The following is a 17136-nucleotide window of genomic DNA, read 5'->3' as shown; positions in this document are numbered from 1 at the left end:
ATATAACTGGATTTCTTAGTGAATTTATCATTTATTATCCGAAAATTGTAATATTGGCTATCTGACAAAAAAAGAGGTGAAAAACGTTCGTTATTCAACGGTCTCGAACCGTCCCCATGGTGAGATGCATAACTATCCACGTTAAAACACAAACTATCCTATCTTATTCATTACAGGTGGGATTTTCCTATGCCTTTTTTTCGAAGATACGGAAAGAAATTACAGAAGCAAGATTTATCTCCAAAAAATCAAAATATCCCCTCCCAATATCTGATAAGCTCGAAGCTTGTTGAGAACATAGCTAAAATTCAAGACATATTTACCGATACTCCAGATTTAGTTATGAAAAACTTTGTACTTAAACAATCAACCAGACAAGTAACACTAATCTATTTAAGCGGGCTTACGGATAAAAATACGATTAATAACGCGGTGTTGAAATCATTATTATTTGAAGCTGATCATGCGGATAAAGACCTTGAAGAAAAAGTGGCACTTGGGCAAATAAAAGAAACAAACACCTGGAAGGACATTGAAGATGCCATTCTACAAGGAAATAGTGTCCTATTTATAGATGGGCGGACTGAGGCATACGAATTTGATACACAAGGATGGCCTCAACGTGGAATCGAGGATACTCAAATTGAGTCATCTTTACGAGGGGCACATGAAGGGTTCATCGAATCTGGAAGCTCGAATATTGCCTTGATTCGCAGGCATATTCCAAGCCGAGAGCTGAAAATAAAAGAAATGACGATTGGTGAAAGAGGAAAAATCAAAATTTCGATTATGTACTTAGCCGATGTCGCCAATCCTGAAGTATTGCAAGAGCTTGTTGACCGAATTAACAAACTAAATGTTGATTTTATTATAAATGCGGGTTCATTGGCAGAATATATTGAGGACAACCCGTATTCTCCGTTCCCGCAATTATTTCTAACAGAACGTCCTGATTTTGCTGCGTCGGAAATATTTCAAGGACGAATCGTTATAGTGGTAGACCGATCTCCAAATGTCCTCATTGGACCGGCAACATTTGAAACTTTTTTCAAGAGTATGGATGATTATAGTGTTCGCTGGATGGCTGCCTCTTTTTTACGGTTCATGAGGTATTTAGGTTTTTTCGCCGCTATCTTTCTGCCAGCAACCTATATTGCTGTCATTTCCTTTCATTTTGAAGTCATACCCTTAAAGCTGCTTTTATCTGTTGCTGCCTCGAGGGAACGAGTTCCATTTCCGCCATTTATCGAAGCCATCATCATGGAAATCACGTTAGAAATGTTGCGCGAAGCAGGGGTACGCCTTCCTGAGAAAATCGGTCAAACCGTTGGTATTGTTGGTGGTATCGTGATTGGCCAAGCAGCTGTTCAAGCAGGTATCGTTAGTAATATCATGGTGATTGTCGTAGCTTTAACAGCCATCGCTTCCTTTATTATTCCCAATTATGATATGGGGGCGGCGATACGTATGCTCCGTTTTCCGATGATGATTGCTGCTTCCTTATTTGGTTTCGTTGGACTCTCAGTCGGATTAATGACCTTAATTGTCCATTTTGTTGCCCTTGAATCATTAGGCACCCCTTATGGCAGTCCACTCGCTCCTTTACGATTCCCAGATTGGAAGGATCTATTTATTCGTCTTCCGGTGCGGTCTATCGTAAAACGCCCTGAAAGTACTAGGGCCATTCAAAGGAAAAAAGCGAATCCCAAACTTCCAGAAGGTGAAGAAAATTGGTGAAACATAATAAAAATCAACTAACGGTTATGCAATATATCTTTTTAATTCATGGTGTCCAAGTAGGCGTTGGACTATTATCACTACCACGTGAATTAGCAAAAATAGCAGGGACGGACGGATGGATCTCCATTATTATTGGCTATTTTTTATCAACAGTTGCTGGTTTACTCATCATTCAGGTAATGAAAAAGTACCCAAATGGAACCATCCTTGATCTCATCACCCATTATTTTGGGAAGTGGGTCGGAAAGATCGCTGCTCTCGTTTTTGGCTTGTATTTTGCCTTTTTAGCATCGATCATTTTTATTAGGGAATGTCTCTTTATCCAATTTTGGATTTTACCGCAAACAGACATGTTTATCTTGATGTTATTGTTGTCCATTCCTACTTACCTGCTTGTGCGGAATAATATTAAAATAATCGCCAGGTACTCCCAATTGGTTTTTTTTATGACGACATGGCTGATTTTCTTATATTTTCCGCCTTTGAAGGAAGCCCACTGGCTCCATTTCCTTCCTGTTGTAAAGGAAGGCTGGATACCCATTTTCACAGCAGTTAATGTAACGATTTTTTCCTTTATAGGCTTGGAAATCGCCTTTTTTCTCTATCCTTTACTGCAGAAAAAACAAAAGGCATCAGCAGGACTTGTCATTGCGAATACACTTACACTACTTATTCTATTGACGACCACAATAATCACCTTTGCTTTTTTTAGTCCAGACGAAATTACTCAATTTAAAGAACCAACCATTAGTGTGTTAAAAATCGTTGAATTTAAGTTTTTGGAAAGAGTGGAAATTGTCTTTCTCTCCTTCTATTTCTTTGTCATCTCTACGACAGTCTTGCCTTTAATGTACTCAACTGTTTATTGTGTAAGTCAATTAGTTGGCGCACAAAATCACAGTAAATTTGTAGGCTGGTATCTCCTTTTAAACCTTGTATATATTGTGTTTATCACTCAATCGTTTGATAAAAATGATCAACTTTCAAAACTAGTTCAGCCAATAAGTCTATTCCTTGCTTACGTTTTTCCAATTTGTTTATTACTTTACGTTTCGATTCATGACCGTGTAAAAAGGAGGGCCAATCTATGAAACGTTGGGTACTTGCGCTGGTTTCCATCCTCCTTGTTTTCCTTCTATCTAGTTGTGGAGGTAAAGCTCCATTAGAGGATTTGACCCTTGCCTTAATCCTTGGTGTGGATTTAGATGATAACAATAATTTGACCTTTTATGAATTAGATCCAGTTTTTAGTAAAGGCGCCAAGAAAGGATTGGAGGCTTATGGAGTAAAGGCAAAAACAATTCGAGATTCCAGAAGAGTATTTGACGGCTTAACAATGGGAGAAGTCATGGCTGGAAAAATCCAAGTCTTACTCGTGGGCGAACGTGTCTTGGAACAGGCTGGCTGGTTTTCTATTCTCGATACCGTCTACCGGAATCCCAATTTCTCTATGAATACACGAGTAGTAGCCGTTAAGGGGACTGTTTCAGATGTTGTCTTTTACAATCCAGGTGAAAAACCGGATTTATCATTGTACATAAAAGCAATGATAGATAAAAGTTATGATCGAACGAGGGCAGTAAAAGGGACTCTTCAAGAATTACACAGGGAGGTCTACGAGAAGGGGATAACTCCCGCTATTTCCGAAGTGAAAAAGGAAAAAAAACTGGAATTATCGGGAATGACTCTCCTTTATAATAAAGGGAAATATGCTGCTTCCCTGGATGTTCCTGAATCGACATTGCTACTTGTGTTAAAGAATGAAAAGAGACATGAAGTCACCATGTCGATTCCGATTTTCCCAATCGAAAAAGAGGACAACATCTTCCATAAAAACGTGATGAGCTTTCAGGCCAGTAAAGTAAAAACGAAGATAAAAACAGGATATAAAAACAATACCTTCCATTTTGACGTGAAAGTCAAAATGAACGTAAATATAGTGGAACGTATTTTTCCAGAGGACAAAGTCAAAAAAGCAGAGCTCGTAAAGTTAATGGAAAAAGAACTGCAAAAACAATTTACGGACCTTATTAAGAAAATTCAAAAGAAAAAAGTTGATCCCATCGGATTTGGTCTTTACGCACGTGCATACCATTATGAACAATTTAAAAAAGTAGACAACGACTGGGGTAAAGCACTCGCTGAATCCAAAATCAATGTTTCTGTAAACGTAAAAGTAAACGCGTATGGGGCTGTCAAATAATGGGGGGTGGTCATGGGGACGTTACTAACACATTCTTTTACCCTCCTCTCGTGAGGATGGTGCCTGTCACCGGGAGTGTCACCGGATTGATGTTGACAAATAGTTTAAGAAATCATATGATAAAAATCCTGCCAATCGCACGGTTGGCGTTAAGGGGACTTGAAAAGTTCATTCTACTTTGAAAGGGATGGATACTATGAATAAAGAGCAATTGATGGACAGTGCACGTAATATGAAGGATAAGGCCTATATACCCTATTCTAAATTTCCAGTTGGCGCAGCATTACTATTAAAAGATGGTACTGTTATTAATGGAGTAAACGTGGAAAATGTTTCATTAGGTGCAACAAATTGTGCTGAGAGAACAGCTATATTCACCGCAATAGCAAGCGGTTACAAAAAAGGTGACTTCCAAGCGATAGCGATCGCTGGTGACACCGTCGATTATCTTCCACCATGTAGTATTTGCAGACAAGTGTTAGCAGAATTTTGCTTGCCTGACATGCCAGTTTATCTAACCAATGAAAAGAAAGAAATCTTAGAATTGACCTTAAAAGATCTATTACCATTTGCTTTCACCGATTTACAAATGTAAAGTGTGGGTGCCGTAGGAACGGTTCTCATGGTACAAAAAGAGAACTAACCAGTTCTCTTTTTTGTATTTAAAACCTATTATTACCTTTCCACATCCCGACAAATGTTTCTCCCCATTCGGCTATCAAGAGGGTCCGCACTTATCGGTTAAGGGTTCTGGTTAAGTACCCGAGCTGATAAATAGACGGAAAAATTCCGCTTAATTAGGAATAATTATTAAAATAAGCTTAATTAGACGGAGAGATTCCGCCTATTGACTCGAAAAACGTGAAAAAAGATGAAATTGCTTTGCATAACCGGAAAACCTCCGCTTATTTTCCCTAAAACAAGCTCTATTCTGCATTTAACCGGAAACTCTCCGCTTATTTTACTTTGGCTGGTTACTCGATTAAGGACTAGACATCTTATTTAAAAGAGAGTGAGGTTTATCTCAAAAATCCAAGAGAACCTCATTTTGGTGCATTACGGTGAGCCGTATCATAGTAAGTTAGGTTTAATATAAATCAGGTTTTGGTATTCCCAATAACGAAACTCGCCACTCCTTATGACTTTTTCAGCGGTCTTGAACCTTACCCTTGCTTCAGATTATTATTTACAAAGTTTTGAATGTATTCTAGCTGCTCTTCAGTTGGTATGATTCCCCGGGCCTCTTTAAATCTAGAAACGGCTTTATCAAGAACAACCTCTTTATCGACAATTTCCCCTACATTTATTAAATCGTCAAAGAAGCTCCACATTTCTTCACGTGTTTTAGGATCTTGATGGCCGGTTACATACAAATCCACATCATATTTTTTTATTTTATCGAACAGGATGGTAAGTTCGTTCTTATCATAGCTCCATTCACCGCTATAAAAGTCCTGATAGATACAATCACCTAGAAACATTATCTTTTCATCAGGAATGTAAATAATGGATGAATCGTGTGCGTGTACTCCTCCTACATGTTCCACTATACAAGTTATCCCGCCCAAATCTATTTCAATCTTACAATTAAACGTTATATCCGGCACCTGTAATTCTAAATTGTCCCGTGAAGGCATTTCACGTTTAATCATATCCCGGCAAAATTCAATTTCTTCACCGGTCTCCACTCGTGCGTCTAATGAAGCATCATCCCACTTTAGTGTTTTTAAATACTCCAATTTCTTCTTAGTTTCTTCATGACTAATCGTTAAAAGTCCCATCGTCTTAATCCCAAAGATATGATCCCAATGCCAATGGGTAATGGCAACAAACTTCAGGGGTGCTATATCCATACCTGCTACCAGGTTAAGAAAATCGCTCGCATGTGCAGGCGAATTTCCGGCATCTACCACCAAGCTATAGGAATCTCCACAAATTAGACCTAATGCGGGTCGATCTGTTTCTGAATAGTGCTGCATATAATAAACTCTATTTGTTATTTTTTTCAACATATTAATACCTTCTCTCCTTTTACTGTTTATTCTACCTTCATCGAGCCGGAAATATTGAGAAAATTAATTTTAAAACCAAAAAGCCTGCCAGCAAAACTACTCGGCAGACTTATTCTTAATCATATTACTCTACTTAGAAAATGTTCTAAAAACCGATTTGCTTCTACTCGTACAAACGCGAAATTTTGGCTCCCCTTCGACGTGTCCGACTGTTCTTCCTACTTCTTCTCCTTCTGTGACAACCCGGACGTTCATTGATTCCATCGTCACAAAACTTGAATCACTTGCAACAGCTACTGCAAGTGGGTCATGAAGCGCACAGCCACTCATTCCTGGATAACTGGATTCATAATATCCCATATAATGCTCAGCCATGTCTGCATAAAAATGAGCCGTTTTCCAGCCTTAAATCATTATTACTTAATCCGAATTTTTCCTTCCCCCTCAATCCAGCTTGGATAGAAGGAAAGCTCTAAGGAAATAGGACTCATCTCAGGTGTCAGTCTCGGCAAATGGATTCCGATTTCCATTTGCCCTTCATAACGAGACATCGATGTTTCCGGATTCTCAATTTCATTCCCATTCCTATCCTTAGCCCCTGAAATCAGATGATAATTAAATTCTTCCTTAGTATCGATTTTAAAGCCTACATGTGTCCCCTCAACAATCAGATTAGTTAATAAGTTCCCTTCTGGCTGCTTAAGAATTTGTTTATTTTGGGTATCAATAATGATATTTGCATCCTCTTTATCGACCGCCTGAATTTTATTGAGGATGATATATAATTCTTTGGGCTCATTGAAGTAGTTGCTTTGCAAATAAATGATCGCTTCATCATCAGAAATCCTGCTTGCTGTCACTCCATTTGCAATTTTATTCCAGGTCTGCCCTTGTTCATCAACAATGTGCAGGTCTTCAAATTCCAGCAGTTTCTTCGTATTCGCAGGATCCATTTTTACGTGCACAGCTACTCTTAGCGGGTAAATTTCAGCAGTGACAAATGTAATCTTTTCCCCTTCAATCGTTACGGTTTTATCTAGCTTGATGGTCTTCTTCTTTTGAATATCCTTTTTCAGTTGGAATTGAAGGAGATACTCCTCTGTTTGCCGATCCTTTTTCACCTTTACCCTTAATCGAAAGCTTCTTTCTTTTAACGGCGTATGAAAGTGGTATTCGAACATATCATTAAAGGTGGTTTCGCCATCCTGAGAAATAAAATCTCTTCCCCCAGAGTAGGAACCAAAATCAAGCTTCTTACCATCAAATCTTTCTAAATGGACTTCCTCAATTGTTAGCTCCTTTTGCTTTTCCAACGATTCCAAAGAGTAGAATAGTACCAAGCTCTCTTCATCTGCAATCGCTCCATCAACTGTGAACGCTAAGCCATTCTTCTCTTGCGATACATTTATTTCTTCATAGTAATCATGTTGGATTGCCTGCAATTTCCCTTTGTCGAAACGAATTAGTTCTACCAATTTTTCCATCCCAGGGATGACCGCAACGTATTCTGCAAAGGCTGGTGAAAGTCGTACCGATGTGAAAAAACCAATAAATAGGATGGCAGCAGCAACGCTAAGCATCCACTTCTTTGCCCGCGGCCTACGCTTTTTCTCTACTTTCGCTTTTTGAAAACCTGCCACTATCGCATCATCCAGTAACTCTAGCGGTATATCGATGTTATCATAGCTGTTTTTATGGTTGGTTAATTTCTCTTCTTCCCTTTCAAACATGAAGATCACCGTTCCTTTCCTCCAGCTTTTCTCGAAGTGACTTTAAGGCTTTGTTCAGCCAAGTCTTAATTGTGCCTTCCGGGCATTGCATCGTTGCTGCGATTTCAGATATTTTCATATCATTAAAATATTTTAGCATCAGGATTTCACGAGATCGGTCATCCAATCCTAACATCGCATCTTTCAGTTCCATTTCTATGTGATTCTCCGAAATGCCCTGGTGAATTAGAATCTCATCACCTAACACTACACGCTTTTTCTTTTTCAGCTGATCATTGCAATAGTTAATCATAATCCGAATCAGCCAGGTCTTAAAATAGGCTGGCTCTTTGACTGTGCGAATACTCTTATAGGCACGATAGGTAACTTCCTGAATTGCCTCTATTGCCTCTTCCTCATTTCTAAAAAAAGAAAGGGCTGTTTTATATAAATCGATTTTGTATAAGTGAATCAGTTTTAAAAAGGCCGCATCATCGCCTTTGATGGCATCCCTCACTAATTGATGGACTTCACTCATGTTTCCCTACCCCCTACCTTAACTACCTGCTGTGTTACATATTAGACTATTAAGGTGGGAAAAGGTTTTAAAGATAATTATTATTTTAAAATCATTAAGTATATACAGGAAATTATTATAAAAAAATCTATATCATGACTAAATGGGGTGATTAAACATCAGGATTCCAAATCATAGTTGGCGAGTTTCTTTATTAGAAATACAAAAACCTGAAAATTCTAGCTGCGTGGGGGTCCGACTCCGCAGCAACACCGCGTTAAACTTTAGCAGAGTGGGGGTCTGACCCCGCAGCAACACCGCGTTAAACTTTAGCAGAGTGGGGGTCTGACCCCGAAATTTGGTGTACAATAAGATAAAAGAAAAACGGTAGGTTAGGATGAACGCAATGAAAATCTTAGTGGTGGAAGATGATCGAACGATTGCTTCTGGATTGGAGTATTCCTTGAAGCAAGAAAACTATGAAATCGTGCTTTGTCATACTGCAGTCTCAGCCATAGAGGTGATAAATCATCGTATTGAAGAAATCGATTTATGCTTATTTGACTTGTCTTTACCCGATGGAAGCGGGTATGACTTGTGTAAGCATGCGAAACAGATTCGCGATATCCCAGTCATTTTTTTAACCGCTTTTGACGATGAAGTGAATGTCGTGATGGGGCTTGATATCGGGGCAGATGATTATATTACAAAGCCCTTTCGCATCCGTGAACTGATATCAAGGATCAAAACGGTCCACCGTCGCTACAACCGCCATTCCCAACCGAAAAACACGATTGATCTCGAAACTATTCAGATCAATACATTAGAAGGAAAAGTCTACAAAAATGGCCAGGAAGTCGTGTTAACCGCCTTAGAATATCGACTCTTCCTCTTATTTGCCACGCACATTGGACAAATTCTCACAAGAGCACAGCTGCTAGATCGTATTTGGGATGTTGCCGGCGATTTCGTCAATGATAACACCTTGACCGTGTATATCAAACGCTTGCGGGAAAAGCTGGAGGATGACCCGCAAAAACCAACAATACTGAAGACGGTTCGCGGCATGGGCTATAAGGTGGGTGATTGAATTGCTTCGCAATCAAGAAGTTCAAATCTACCTCACCCTCCTTCTTTCGATAAGTGTCATCGGAGTTACAGTGGCGGTCCTTTTCGTATCGCTGCCTGCGGCCGGATTGGTGCTGGCACTATCCGTTTTGCTGATTAGCTTCAGTTTGATTTTCACAAAATGGCGTTACCGTCAAATCGAAAAACTCTCAAGCTATTTAAAACAAATCAGCAGCGGTGACTTCCATTTGGACGTCCGTGATAATTCAGAAGGAGAACTGAGTCTATTAAAAAGTGATATTTTTAAAGTGACACGAATGCTTTCAGAGCAAGGAACACTTTTACAAGAAGATAAAGCAAAACTGACCAATGCGATTTCCGACATCTCACACCAATTAAAAACCCCTCTTACCTCGATGATCGTCATGGCCGACTTGTTACGTGACAAACGGCTGGAGGATGGTAAGCGGGCAGAATTCACTCGGAATCTTCAAGTCCAGCTCGAACGTATGGAATGGCTCGTTTCTTCCTTATTAAAACTTTCGAAAATCGATGCCGGTACGATTTTCTTTAAAAAGGAAAAGGTCCTGGTCGCTCCCCTCATTCAAGCGGCCACAGCTCCGCTGCTGATTCCTATGGATATTAAAATGCAACATGTAAAAATCGGTGGGGATGAGCAGGCAGCTTTTATCGGTGACTTTAATTGGACCGCTGAGGCACTGATCAATCTCATCAAAAATAGTGTTGAGCACACGGCCGAAGGCGGCGAAATCTCCATCCACTTTTCCGAGAATGCTTTATTCACTGAAATCACGATTTCGGACAATGGGAAAGGCATCGCAAAAGAAGACCTTCCTTACATATTCAGACGGTTTTATAAAGGAAAAAATGCAGGTGACGATAGCGTCGGCATCGGGCTTGCGTTGGCGTATAGCATCATCACAAGTCAACATGGCGATATCGAAGTGAACAGTTCACCCGGTGTGGGCACCAGTTTTCAGATAAAGTTTTACAAGCAGGTGATTTAAATCCCTGCTTCTTTTTATTGGCTCCGAATGTGAATAAAATGTCACTTTCGAGTCACTTTAAAGTCATACTAGCTCGATATACTAACCTCAAGACAATGAAATACTGGAGGTTTTCTCATGAATATAGTAGAAGTTAAAAATCTATCAAAGGTGTATGGCAAAGGTGAAACAGCGGTTACGGCGCTTGATAACGTGTCCTTTTCGGTAAAAAAAGGCGAATTTGTTTGTATTATCGGGCCGTCTGGTTCGGGAAAGTCAACGCTGCTACATTTACTGGGCGGGGTTGATAGGCCCACAAGTGGAAAAGTCCTCATTGATCAAACCGATATTTATGACTTAAATGAAACCCAGCTGGCAATTTTTAGACGCAGGCAGATCGGCTTGATTTATCAATTTTATAATTTGATTCCCATCTTAACGGTGGAAGAAAATATCACGCTGCCGATGCTTTTAGATGAGCAGAAGGTGGATCCCGGCCATTTTAACAGAGTGGTTGAGATTTTGGGTTTGAGAGAGCGTCTTTCCCACCTGCCCAACCAGCTTTCCGGCGGCCAGCAGCAACGGGTCTCGATTGGACGAGCGTTAATCAGTAATCCTGCGATCATGCTGGCCGATGAGCCGACAGGCAATCTTGATAGTAAAAATAGTAAGGAAATTATGGAACTGCTCAAGATGTTTAACAAGACCTACAATCAGACATTAATTGTCATTACCCATGATGAGCGTATTGCCCTTCAGGCAGACCGGATTATTTCCATTGAAGACGGCAAGGTCGCCAAGGATGAGGTGCTTCGTTCATGAACATTGTCCAAAAAGTCACCATAAGGCATTTAAAAGAGAAAAAACGTCAGTCCCTTGTAACGATGATCGGAGTGATCATCTCGGTGGCAATGATCACCGCGGTTACCACCCTTGGTTATTCGTTTTTAGACCTAATGGTTCGCCAGCATATTGCCAAACATGGAGAATGGCATGTTCTGTATAAAGATGTCACGTTAGACCAACTCAAAGCCATTGAAAAGGACAGCGGAACGAAATCCATGATCCTCTCTAGCGATGGCTATGCCACATTAGAAGAATCAAAAAATGAAAATAAACCTTATTTATTTTTTCAAAACTATAATCCCATTGGCATGAAGCAATTCCCAATCGAAGTGATCGATGGAAGACTTCCGCAAAATGAAAACGAGATTGCGATTTCGGAAGCGGTGATCAAAAATGCAAAAGTCGATTACAAAATCGGGGATCAACTCACGGTGGACATTGGTGAGCGATGGAACCCAGCAACCGAAAAAGAGTTTACTCAGACGGACGCTCTTCAACGGGATGAGGATGGTGTCACAGAAGAGCTGCGAACCAACGAAACCAAAACCGTCACCATTGTTGGGACGATTGAACGCCCTTCTTGGGAACCAACATGGTCACCTGGTTACACCGTGATTGGCTATATTGACGAAACATCCGTAAGCAAAACCGATAGCGTCGATGCTTTTGTGGTGGTAACGGAATTAAACCGTTCGCTCTTTAACCATGCAAAAAGTCTCGCTGCTGCACAGGGGATTGAGACAGTAAATTTTAATAGTGACTTGCTCCGTTACTATGGAGTAACGAATAATGCTCAATTACACAAGACCCTTTATTCCTTAGCGGCCATCATTATGAGTGTCATCATTATCGGCTCTGTGGCTTTGATTTATAATGCCTTCTCAATTAGTGTATCCGAGCGGACCAGACATTTAGGGATGCTATCAAGCGTTGGCGCAACCAAAAGGCAAAAGCGAAATTCTGTCTTTTTTGAAGGATCCGTGATTGGAGCAATCAGTATCCCGATTGGAATTCTTGCCGGTCTGGCGGGGATTGGCATCACCTTTGGTTTTATCAACCGTATGTTAGAACAGGCTCTTGGCGTTTCCGAAAAACTGGCGTTAGTGGTCACACCATCATCGATTCTCATTGCCTGTGGGATTTCGATTATGACGATTTTTATCTCAACCTTTATCCCGGCGCAAAGGGCCTCAAGGGTTTCAGCGATTGATGCAATCCGCCAAACCCATGACATCAAGCTGACGGGGAAAACCGTGAAAACCTCAAAGCTTGTAGGTAAAATCTTTGGGCTTGAAGCTGAAATTGGGTTGAAGAATGTCAAAAGGAATAAGAAAAAGTACCTAGCAACCGTGTTTTCGCTCGTGATTAGCATTGTCCTGTTCTTATCGGTAACCTATTTTACCGACAATCTGAAGAAATCACTGACCATGTCGCAAAATGATCTGACGTATGATATTCAAATTTACAGCACCCAAATGGAGAAGGAAGACTTGGCAGACTACACAAAGCTTGATCATGTCACCAAATCTATCGTCGTCGAGGAAGCAAATTTGGAGACATTCTTCGAGCGGGAAGAAGCACCAGTTCAACTGAAAAATCACCTAGAAGCCCAAGATGGAAAGTACCTTTATTATGTTAAGCTGCATGGGTTGGATCAAACAAGTTTTGAAGCATATGCTGAACAAGTCGGTGTCGATGCGAAAGGTTTCACGAAGCAAGACACACCAAGAGCGATTGTCATTGACCAAATTTCCTATGAGGACGGTGAAACGAGAAAGTTTGTTGAAACAAAATCAATTCATTCAGAGGTTGGGAAGCAGATTGACTTATTGACGATGCCTACCGGGGATAGAGAGAATGAACAACCGAAACGAGAAGTAGTGGGAAGCGTGCAAATTGGCGCACTGACTGACCAAGCGCCAATGGGCATCGATACCGTTGGGATTGGCGGCGTTAACCTCATCGTCCCACAAAAAACCATGGATTCCTTGTTAACGAATACGGACATCGAGGTGACCCCGTATGTGTACCTCAATAGTTCAGACCCAATGGCGACCCAAACGGCGATTGAAGACCGAAAAGATTCGAACGTTCATGTATTTAATGTCTACCAAATGCGACAACAAGATGAACAGATGATTATGCTCATGTCGGTCTTTACCTATGGGTTCGTCACGCTGATTTCCCTTATCTCGATTGCCAATATCTTTAATACCATTTCCACCAGCATTTCGCTCAGGAAACGGGAATTTGCGATGCTCCGCTCGGTGGGCATGACCCCGAAGGGATTTAACAAAATGGTCCAATATGAAAGTATTTTTTATGGAGTGAAGGCCCTTACCTACGGACTGCCCATCAGCGTCCTCGTCATGTTTGGCATTCACCGCTCCACTGGCTACACCTTTGAATACGGATTCCAGCTTCCCTGGATGAGCATACTCTTCGTCATCATCGTGATTTTCCTGATCGTCGGATCCGCCATGCTCTATTCCATTTCAAAAATAAAAAACGAAAACATCATTGAGAGCTTAAAACAGGAATAGTCATGGAGACAGTTTGAGACCAGCCATGCAAACGGTTCTCATGGTTCCAGGAAAAGTGGCAGTCACCTTCCAAATTTTTGGATGGTGCCTATGGCACTTTAAGTTACTTAGCCCTTATCTACCAAGATAAGGGCTCTGACTAATGTCGTGGACATTCATCCTATTAAGGAACCGAGCAAAACCAATTAACCTACCAATCTTCAACAAAAATCGAGGAGTGCCAGTGGAATTTGGTGCCTGGCACCCAGTTTTCTGAATACCCCCTATTCGTTACCGCTAGCACTACTTTTTCCCCTCAATGGGCACGAATCCCCCCTATTCGTTACCGCTTGCCCAGCTTTTTCCCCTCAACGGGCACGAATACCTCCTATTCGTTACCGCTTGCCCTGCTTTTTCTCCTCAACGGGCACGAATACCTATTGGTTACCGCGGGTATGCGGAGGGGACTGACCTCATTTCATTGGAAGATATGAAGATAAGCACGAATTTTGTCGAATTCATAGTGACTTTATTCTTCTTTAATGTTTATAATAGGTAGTATCTCAAAAAGGGCAAACTCACTGAAAAGTGAAGACGCAAAGCTATAGGGGCTTCTGTCCTAGGGACCAGCCAGCCAGCTACCATCAAATGAAAAAGGGGAATTTTGATGTCAAAAAGTATTTGGATCACACCTGAAGAGGCAATGAGAAAGAAGAAAATGAAGAAGAACCTAATGTATATTTCAATTATGATTTTCACAATCATTCTTAGTACAGTTGTTACAATACTAGCCAGCTCAATTTAGAATTGACTATGCATATGTAGATCGTTTTGGTTTCCTAATCTTTCTACTAATACACTAATAAAAACATAACTAGCAATATACCCTACTGGGGACAAAATCGGCATTTTGCCGATTTTTTTTTGCCCATAAAACAATACTAAGCGCTATGTTCCTTGGCAAAAGCGCCAGGCACTTGGTTCTTTCAAGTACTGCCTTTTCTGTTAGAGGTTAGTCCATTCAAACCTATGATTGGATTGTAGATGTTGCCCAGCACGGGTTCTTCTCGCTGTTTCAATACCTATTAGCCTTATTAAAGGGGCAGTTTATAATAGGTTATTAAGATAAATTTAAAGATTCTATGGATTGAAACGAAGATTTATCGAAGGTTAAAGGATGTATCTAATCACTCATCTTTATTTTATATTACATAATACCAACCCAAATAAGTTGCTTTAGACAAAAAAATAACCTACGAATAAAGTAGGTTTTCTTGACAGTAGAATCTTTTATTTTGTTATTATTATACCGATTCGACTTGATTTTCTTTTACGATAACCTTCTGCTTTAGTTTAAAAATTATAGGCAATCCTATTAAACCTAAGAAAACAGTCATTGATCCAGCTATTGCAACAAGAAGTCCAACACCAATAGTCTCAGCCAACACTGCTCCAATTGCTGGGGCGATTAGCATCGCGAAAGTTTGAGAAGATTGGGTGACTGATGATACCCTTCCAATCAATTGGGATGGTGTTTGAACCTGAAGAATATATCCAAATGGAATGGTCGCCCCTGCACCAACTGCTCCAAGGATAAAAGCAAAGACCAACCACAATAAAAGCGGAACTTCTACAAGCCTCATACCACCGATGCCCATTAATATGACTGTTGACCCACTAAATATAATAGTAGAACTCATAAAGAGTAACGGGTGTTTTTTCCAAACTTGAATGAATCCGACTGTTAGGGAACCCACAACACTTCCTAACCCAATTGCACTAACCATTAATCCAAAGCCTGCTTCATCAAAGCCTAGGTTTTGGGATAAATAGACAAGTAATCCATCGTATAAAAAGATAATAAACATAACAATGGCTGTACCGATTATCGCTAATTTTAAGACAAAGTTTCGATTAATATGAGATAGCCCTTCTTTGAACTCATTCCAGAATTTACGATTAGTTTTATTAGTATTGGTTTCTGTTGACTCACTCTTTAAACTTGGTAGTCCAATTAACAAGAGAGTGGCAATAGTAAAGCCGAATGCAATAACAATAAATGGACTGTTTGGTCCAAACGTAGCAATTAAGGCACCTCCAAGAGCTGGACCAATCACTTTCATTGAATTTACGGACAACTGACTTAATGTAACTGCCTGTGCTAAATTCTCCTCTGAAACAGTAAGGCGGATGGCTCCTTGTTTGGCTGGATCAAATATAGCACCACATGTTGATTTTAATAAAACAAGAAATAGTAGGAAGTAAATGTTTGGAACAAAAATTAATGAAATTGCTATGGCTATCCTGATACCTGTACAAATATACATTACTTTATTTCTTGACAATCGATCCACAAAAACACTTGCGAATGGTCCGACAACTACCCACGGCAGGCCTATTGATATTGATAAGGCTGCGACCCAGATTTCACTAAGTTCCCATGCATAGACAACTAGGGCAAATATAGCCGTAAAGTCTAGCCAGTTTCCTAAATCAGATAAGACTTGCGCGGTAAAAAGCTTACGATAAGGACGTTCACTTAACGGGGTGATTAATTGCTTCATTCGTTTTCCTCTATTTCTTTAAAGGCTTTATCTCTTCTTTCCTTAATTTTTGGATACATTCCAAACGGGTCCTGAGTAGGTGGTTGTGCAGGTCCTTTAAAATGTTCAATGGTTTCTTCAATCCACTCCAATTCAGCTTTTAATATTTTTTGACCATAATTAATGGCTATTTCTCCATATTCACTGATAAAAGAGTAATCATTCTTCGGCCACTCTATAAAGTAATTAAGCATGTCTTCAGTTTCCCTTTTTCGTTGTTTCAAGTGGTCAATAAATAAGATTCTTTCATCAGGCAGCGCTGCTTCCCAAGCTGTCATTTTAACCATAAGTTCATCTCGAATAACTCTTGATGAGGTTAAGCTTTTTAACCAATTTTGAAGCTCAGTCCATCCCTCACCAGTAAGATCATAAATCTTTTTCTGTCTACCGCCTTGTTCCTCGTTAATAGTTTGAATTAAACCTTTCTGCTCTAATTTTTTTAGATGAGGGTAAATACTTCCAAAACTTATTCCCCAATAAAGACTTGCACCCTTATGTTCGAATTCAGCTTTAATATCATATCCAGAACATGGTCTAGAGCTTAATACGGCTAAGATTGAATGTTCTACTGACATTATTATGACCTCCATGTATTATTTTTTATACCGCTTAATATATCGCATAGATACATCAAATTGATATATCAGATTGATATATAGTTTATAAGAGTCTTTACTAATTGTCAAATGTTTCAAGAAAAGGATATGATATGATTACCTTTTTGGTTAGTTTGTGAAATGTTTCACTTAAACTAACGAAGCAGGTTTGTTCAATAACTATTGCTTATTTATGGTAATAATATTATTATGTCTTTATACATAGAATTTCTATATACATAAAATATCTAAGTATAAAAAATTTAATCTGTAATTGGAAATGGGGGATTATGATTTTAATTTTATTTGGTAT

At 39.8% G+C, this 17136-nt stretch carries 15 protein-coding genes and 1 riboswitch; of the genes, 9 read left to right on the top strand and 6 right to left on the bottom strand.

The window, feature by feature from the left end; all coding sequences use genetic code 11:
* The first annotated feature begins 189 nt into the window (after nucleotides 1–189).
* The 4 genes from BLR86_RS12210 to BLR86_RS12190 all read left to right on the top strand — a co-directional run bounded on the left by BLR86_RS12210 (nucleotide 190) and on the right by BLR86_RS12190 (nucleotide 4538).
* Nucleotides 190–1737, top strand: a complete 1548-nt coding sequence (locus BLR86_RS12210) for a spore germination protein (protein WP_090761764.1) — start codon at nucleotides 190–192, stop codon at nucleotides 1735–1737.
* Complete coding sequence (locus tag BLR86_RS12205; RefSeq protein ID WP_254782313.1) at nucleotides 1734–2831, top strand: GerAB/ArcD/ProY family transporter; 1098 nt, start codon at nucleotides 1734–1736, stop codon at nucleotides 2829–2831. The genes BLR86_RS12210 and BLR86_RS12205 overlap by 4 nt, the downstream gene beginning before the upstream one ends.
* Nucleotides 2828–3943 (top strand): Ger(x)C family spore germination protein, encoded by a 1116-nt coding sequence (locus BLR86_RS12200; RefSeq protein ID WP_090761760.1) that lies wholly within the window; start codon nucleotides 2828–2830, stop codon nucleotides 3941–3943. Before BLR86_RS12205 ends, BLR86_RS12200 begins: the two co-directional genes overlap by 4 nt.
* Nucleotides 3944–4139: 196 nt before the next feature.
* A complete protein-coding gene (locus tag BLR86_RS12190; RefSeq protein ID WP_090762292.1) occupies nucleotides 4140–4538 on the top strand; it encodes a cytidine deaminase in 399 nt (132 codons plus the stop codon).
* 568 nt (nucleotides 4539–5106) lie between these two features.
* Here the strand turns inward: BLR86_RS12190 and BLR86_RS12185 are convergent.
* The 4 genes from BLR86_RS12185 to BLR86_RS12170 all read right to left on the bottom strand — a co-directional run bounded on the left by BLR86_RS12185 (nucleotide 5107) and on the right by BLR86_RS12170 (nucleotide 8202).
* Nucleotides 5107–5955 (bottom strand): MBL fold metallo-hydrolase, encoded by an 849-nt coding sequence (locus tag BLR86_RS12185; RefSeq protein ID WP_090761756.1) that lies wholly within the window; start codon nucleotides 5953–5955, stop codon nucleotides 5107–5109.
* 129 nt (nucleotides 5956–6084) lie between these two features.
* Nucleotides 6085–6330, bottom strand: coding sequence for a nucleoside hydrolase (locus BLR86_RS12180; protein ID WP_090761754.1), 246 nt, complete (start codon nucleotides 6328–6330; stop codon nucleotides 6085–6087).
* Between the two features lie 41 nt (nucleotides 6331–6371).
* On the bottom strand, nucleotides 6372–7685 hold the full coding sequence (locus BLR86_RS12175) for a DUF4179 domain-containing protein (RefSeq protein WP_254782329.1): 1314 nt from the start codon (nucleotides 7683–7685) through the stop codon (nucleotides 6372–6374).
* Nucleotides 7678–8202: a sigma-70 family RNA polymerase sigma factor gene (locus BLR86_RS12170; RefSeq protein WP_090761749.1), complete on the bottom strand. Its 525-nt coding sequence runs from the start codon at nucleotides 8200–8202 to the stop codon at nucleotides 7678–7680. The genes BLR86_RS12175 and BLR86_RS12170 overlap by 8 nt, the downstream gene beginning before the upstream one ends.
* 385 nt (nucleotides 8203–8587) lie before the next feature.
* Here BLR86_RS12170 and BLR86_RS12165 point away from each other — a divergent pair, with 385 nt between their 5' ends.
* From BLR86_RS12165 to BLR86_RS26065, 5 genes are all read left to right on the top strand, one after another.
* Nucleotides 8588–9271 (top strand): response regulator transcription factor, encoded by a 684-nt coding sequence (locus tag BLR86_RS12165; protein ID WP_090761747.1) that lies wholly within the window; start codon nucleotides 8588–8590, stop codon nucleotides 9269–9271.
* 1 nt (nucleotide 9272) lies between these two features.
* A complete protein-coding gene (locus BLR86_RS12160) occupies nucleotides 9273–10277 on the top strand; it encodes a sensor histidine kinase (protein WP_090761745.1) in 1005 nt (334 codons plus the stop codon).
* Between the two features lie 117 nt (nucleotides 10278–10394).
* On the top strand, nucleotides 10395–11078 hold the full coding sequence (locus BLR86_RS12155; RefSeq protein ID WP_090761743.1) for an ABC transporter ATP-binding protein: 684 nt from the start codon (nucleotides 10395–10397) through the stop codon (nucleotides 11076–11078).
* Nucleotides 11075–13645, top strand: coding sequence for an FtsX-like permease family protein (locus tag BLR86_RS12150; RefSeq protein WP_090761741.1), 2571 nt, complete (start codon nucleotides 11075–11077; stop codon nucleotides 13643–13645). Before BLR86_RS12155 ends, BLR86_RS12150 begins: the two co-directional genes overlap by 4 nt.
* Nucleotides 13646–14185: 540 nt before the next feature.
* Nucleotides 14186–14270: riboswitch (cyclic di-GMP riboswitch) on the top strand.
* Nucleotides 14271–14291: 21 nt separating this feature from the next.
* Nucleotides 14292–14429, top strand: coding sequence for a hypothetical protein (locus BLR86_RS26065; RefSeq protein ID WP_175492869.1), 138 nt, complete (start codon nucleotides 14292–14294; stop codon nucleotides 14427–14429).
* A 499-nt stretch (nucleotides 14430–14928) separates the two neighbouring features.
* Here BLR86_RS26065 and BLR86_RS12145 read toward each other — a convergent pair whose 3' ends face one another.
* Both BLR86_RS12145 and BLR86_RS12140 read right to left on the bottom strand, forming a co-directional pair.
* Entirely contained in the window at nucleotides 14929–16188 is a 1260-nt protein-coding gene (locus BLR86_RS12145; protein ID WP_090761739.1) for an MFS transporter, read from the bottom strand.
* Nucleotides 16185–16802 carry a PadR family transcriptional regulator gene (locus BLR86_RS12140; RefSeq protein WP_090761737.1) on the bottom strand — a complete coding sequence of 206 codons (618 nt, stop codon included), beginning with the start codon at nucleotides 16800–16802 and terminating at the stop codon, nucleotides 16185–16187. The genes BLR86_RS12145 and BLR86_RS12140 overlap by 4 nt, the downstream gene beginning before the upstream one ends.
* Nucleotides 16803–17136 lie beyond the last annotated feature (334 nt).

Source organism: Bacillus sp. OK048 (assembly GCF_900103525.1).
Lineage (GTDB): Bacteria > Bacillota > Bacilli > Bacillales > Cytobacillaceae > Neobacillus.
The sequence above is the reverse complement of the archived record's forward strand: the minus strand, read 5'-3'. Positions and strand labels throughout refer to the sequence as shown.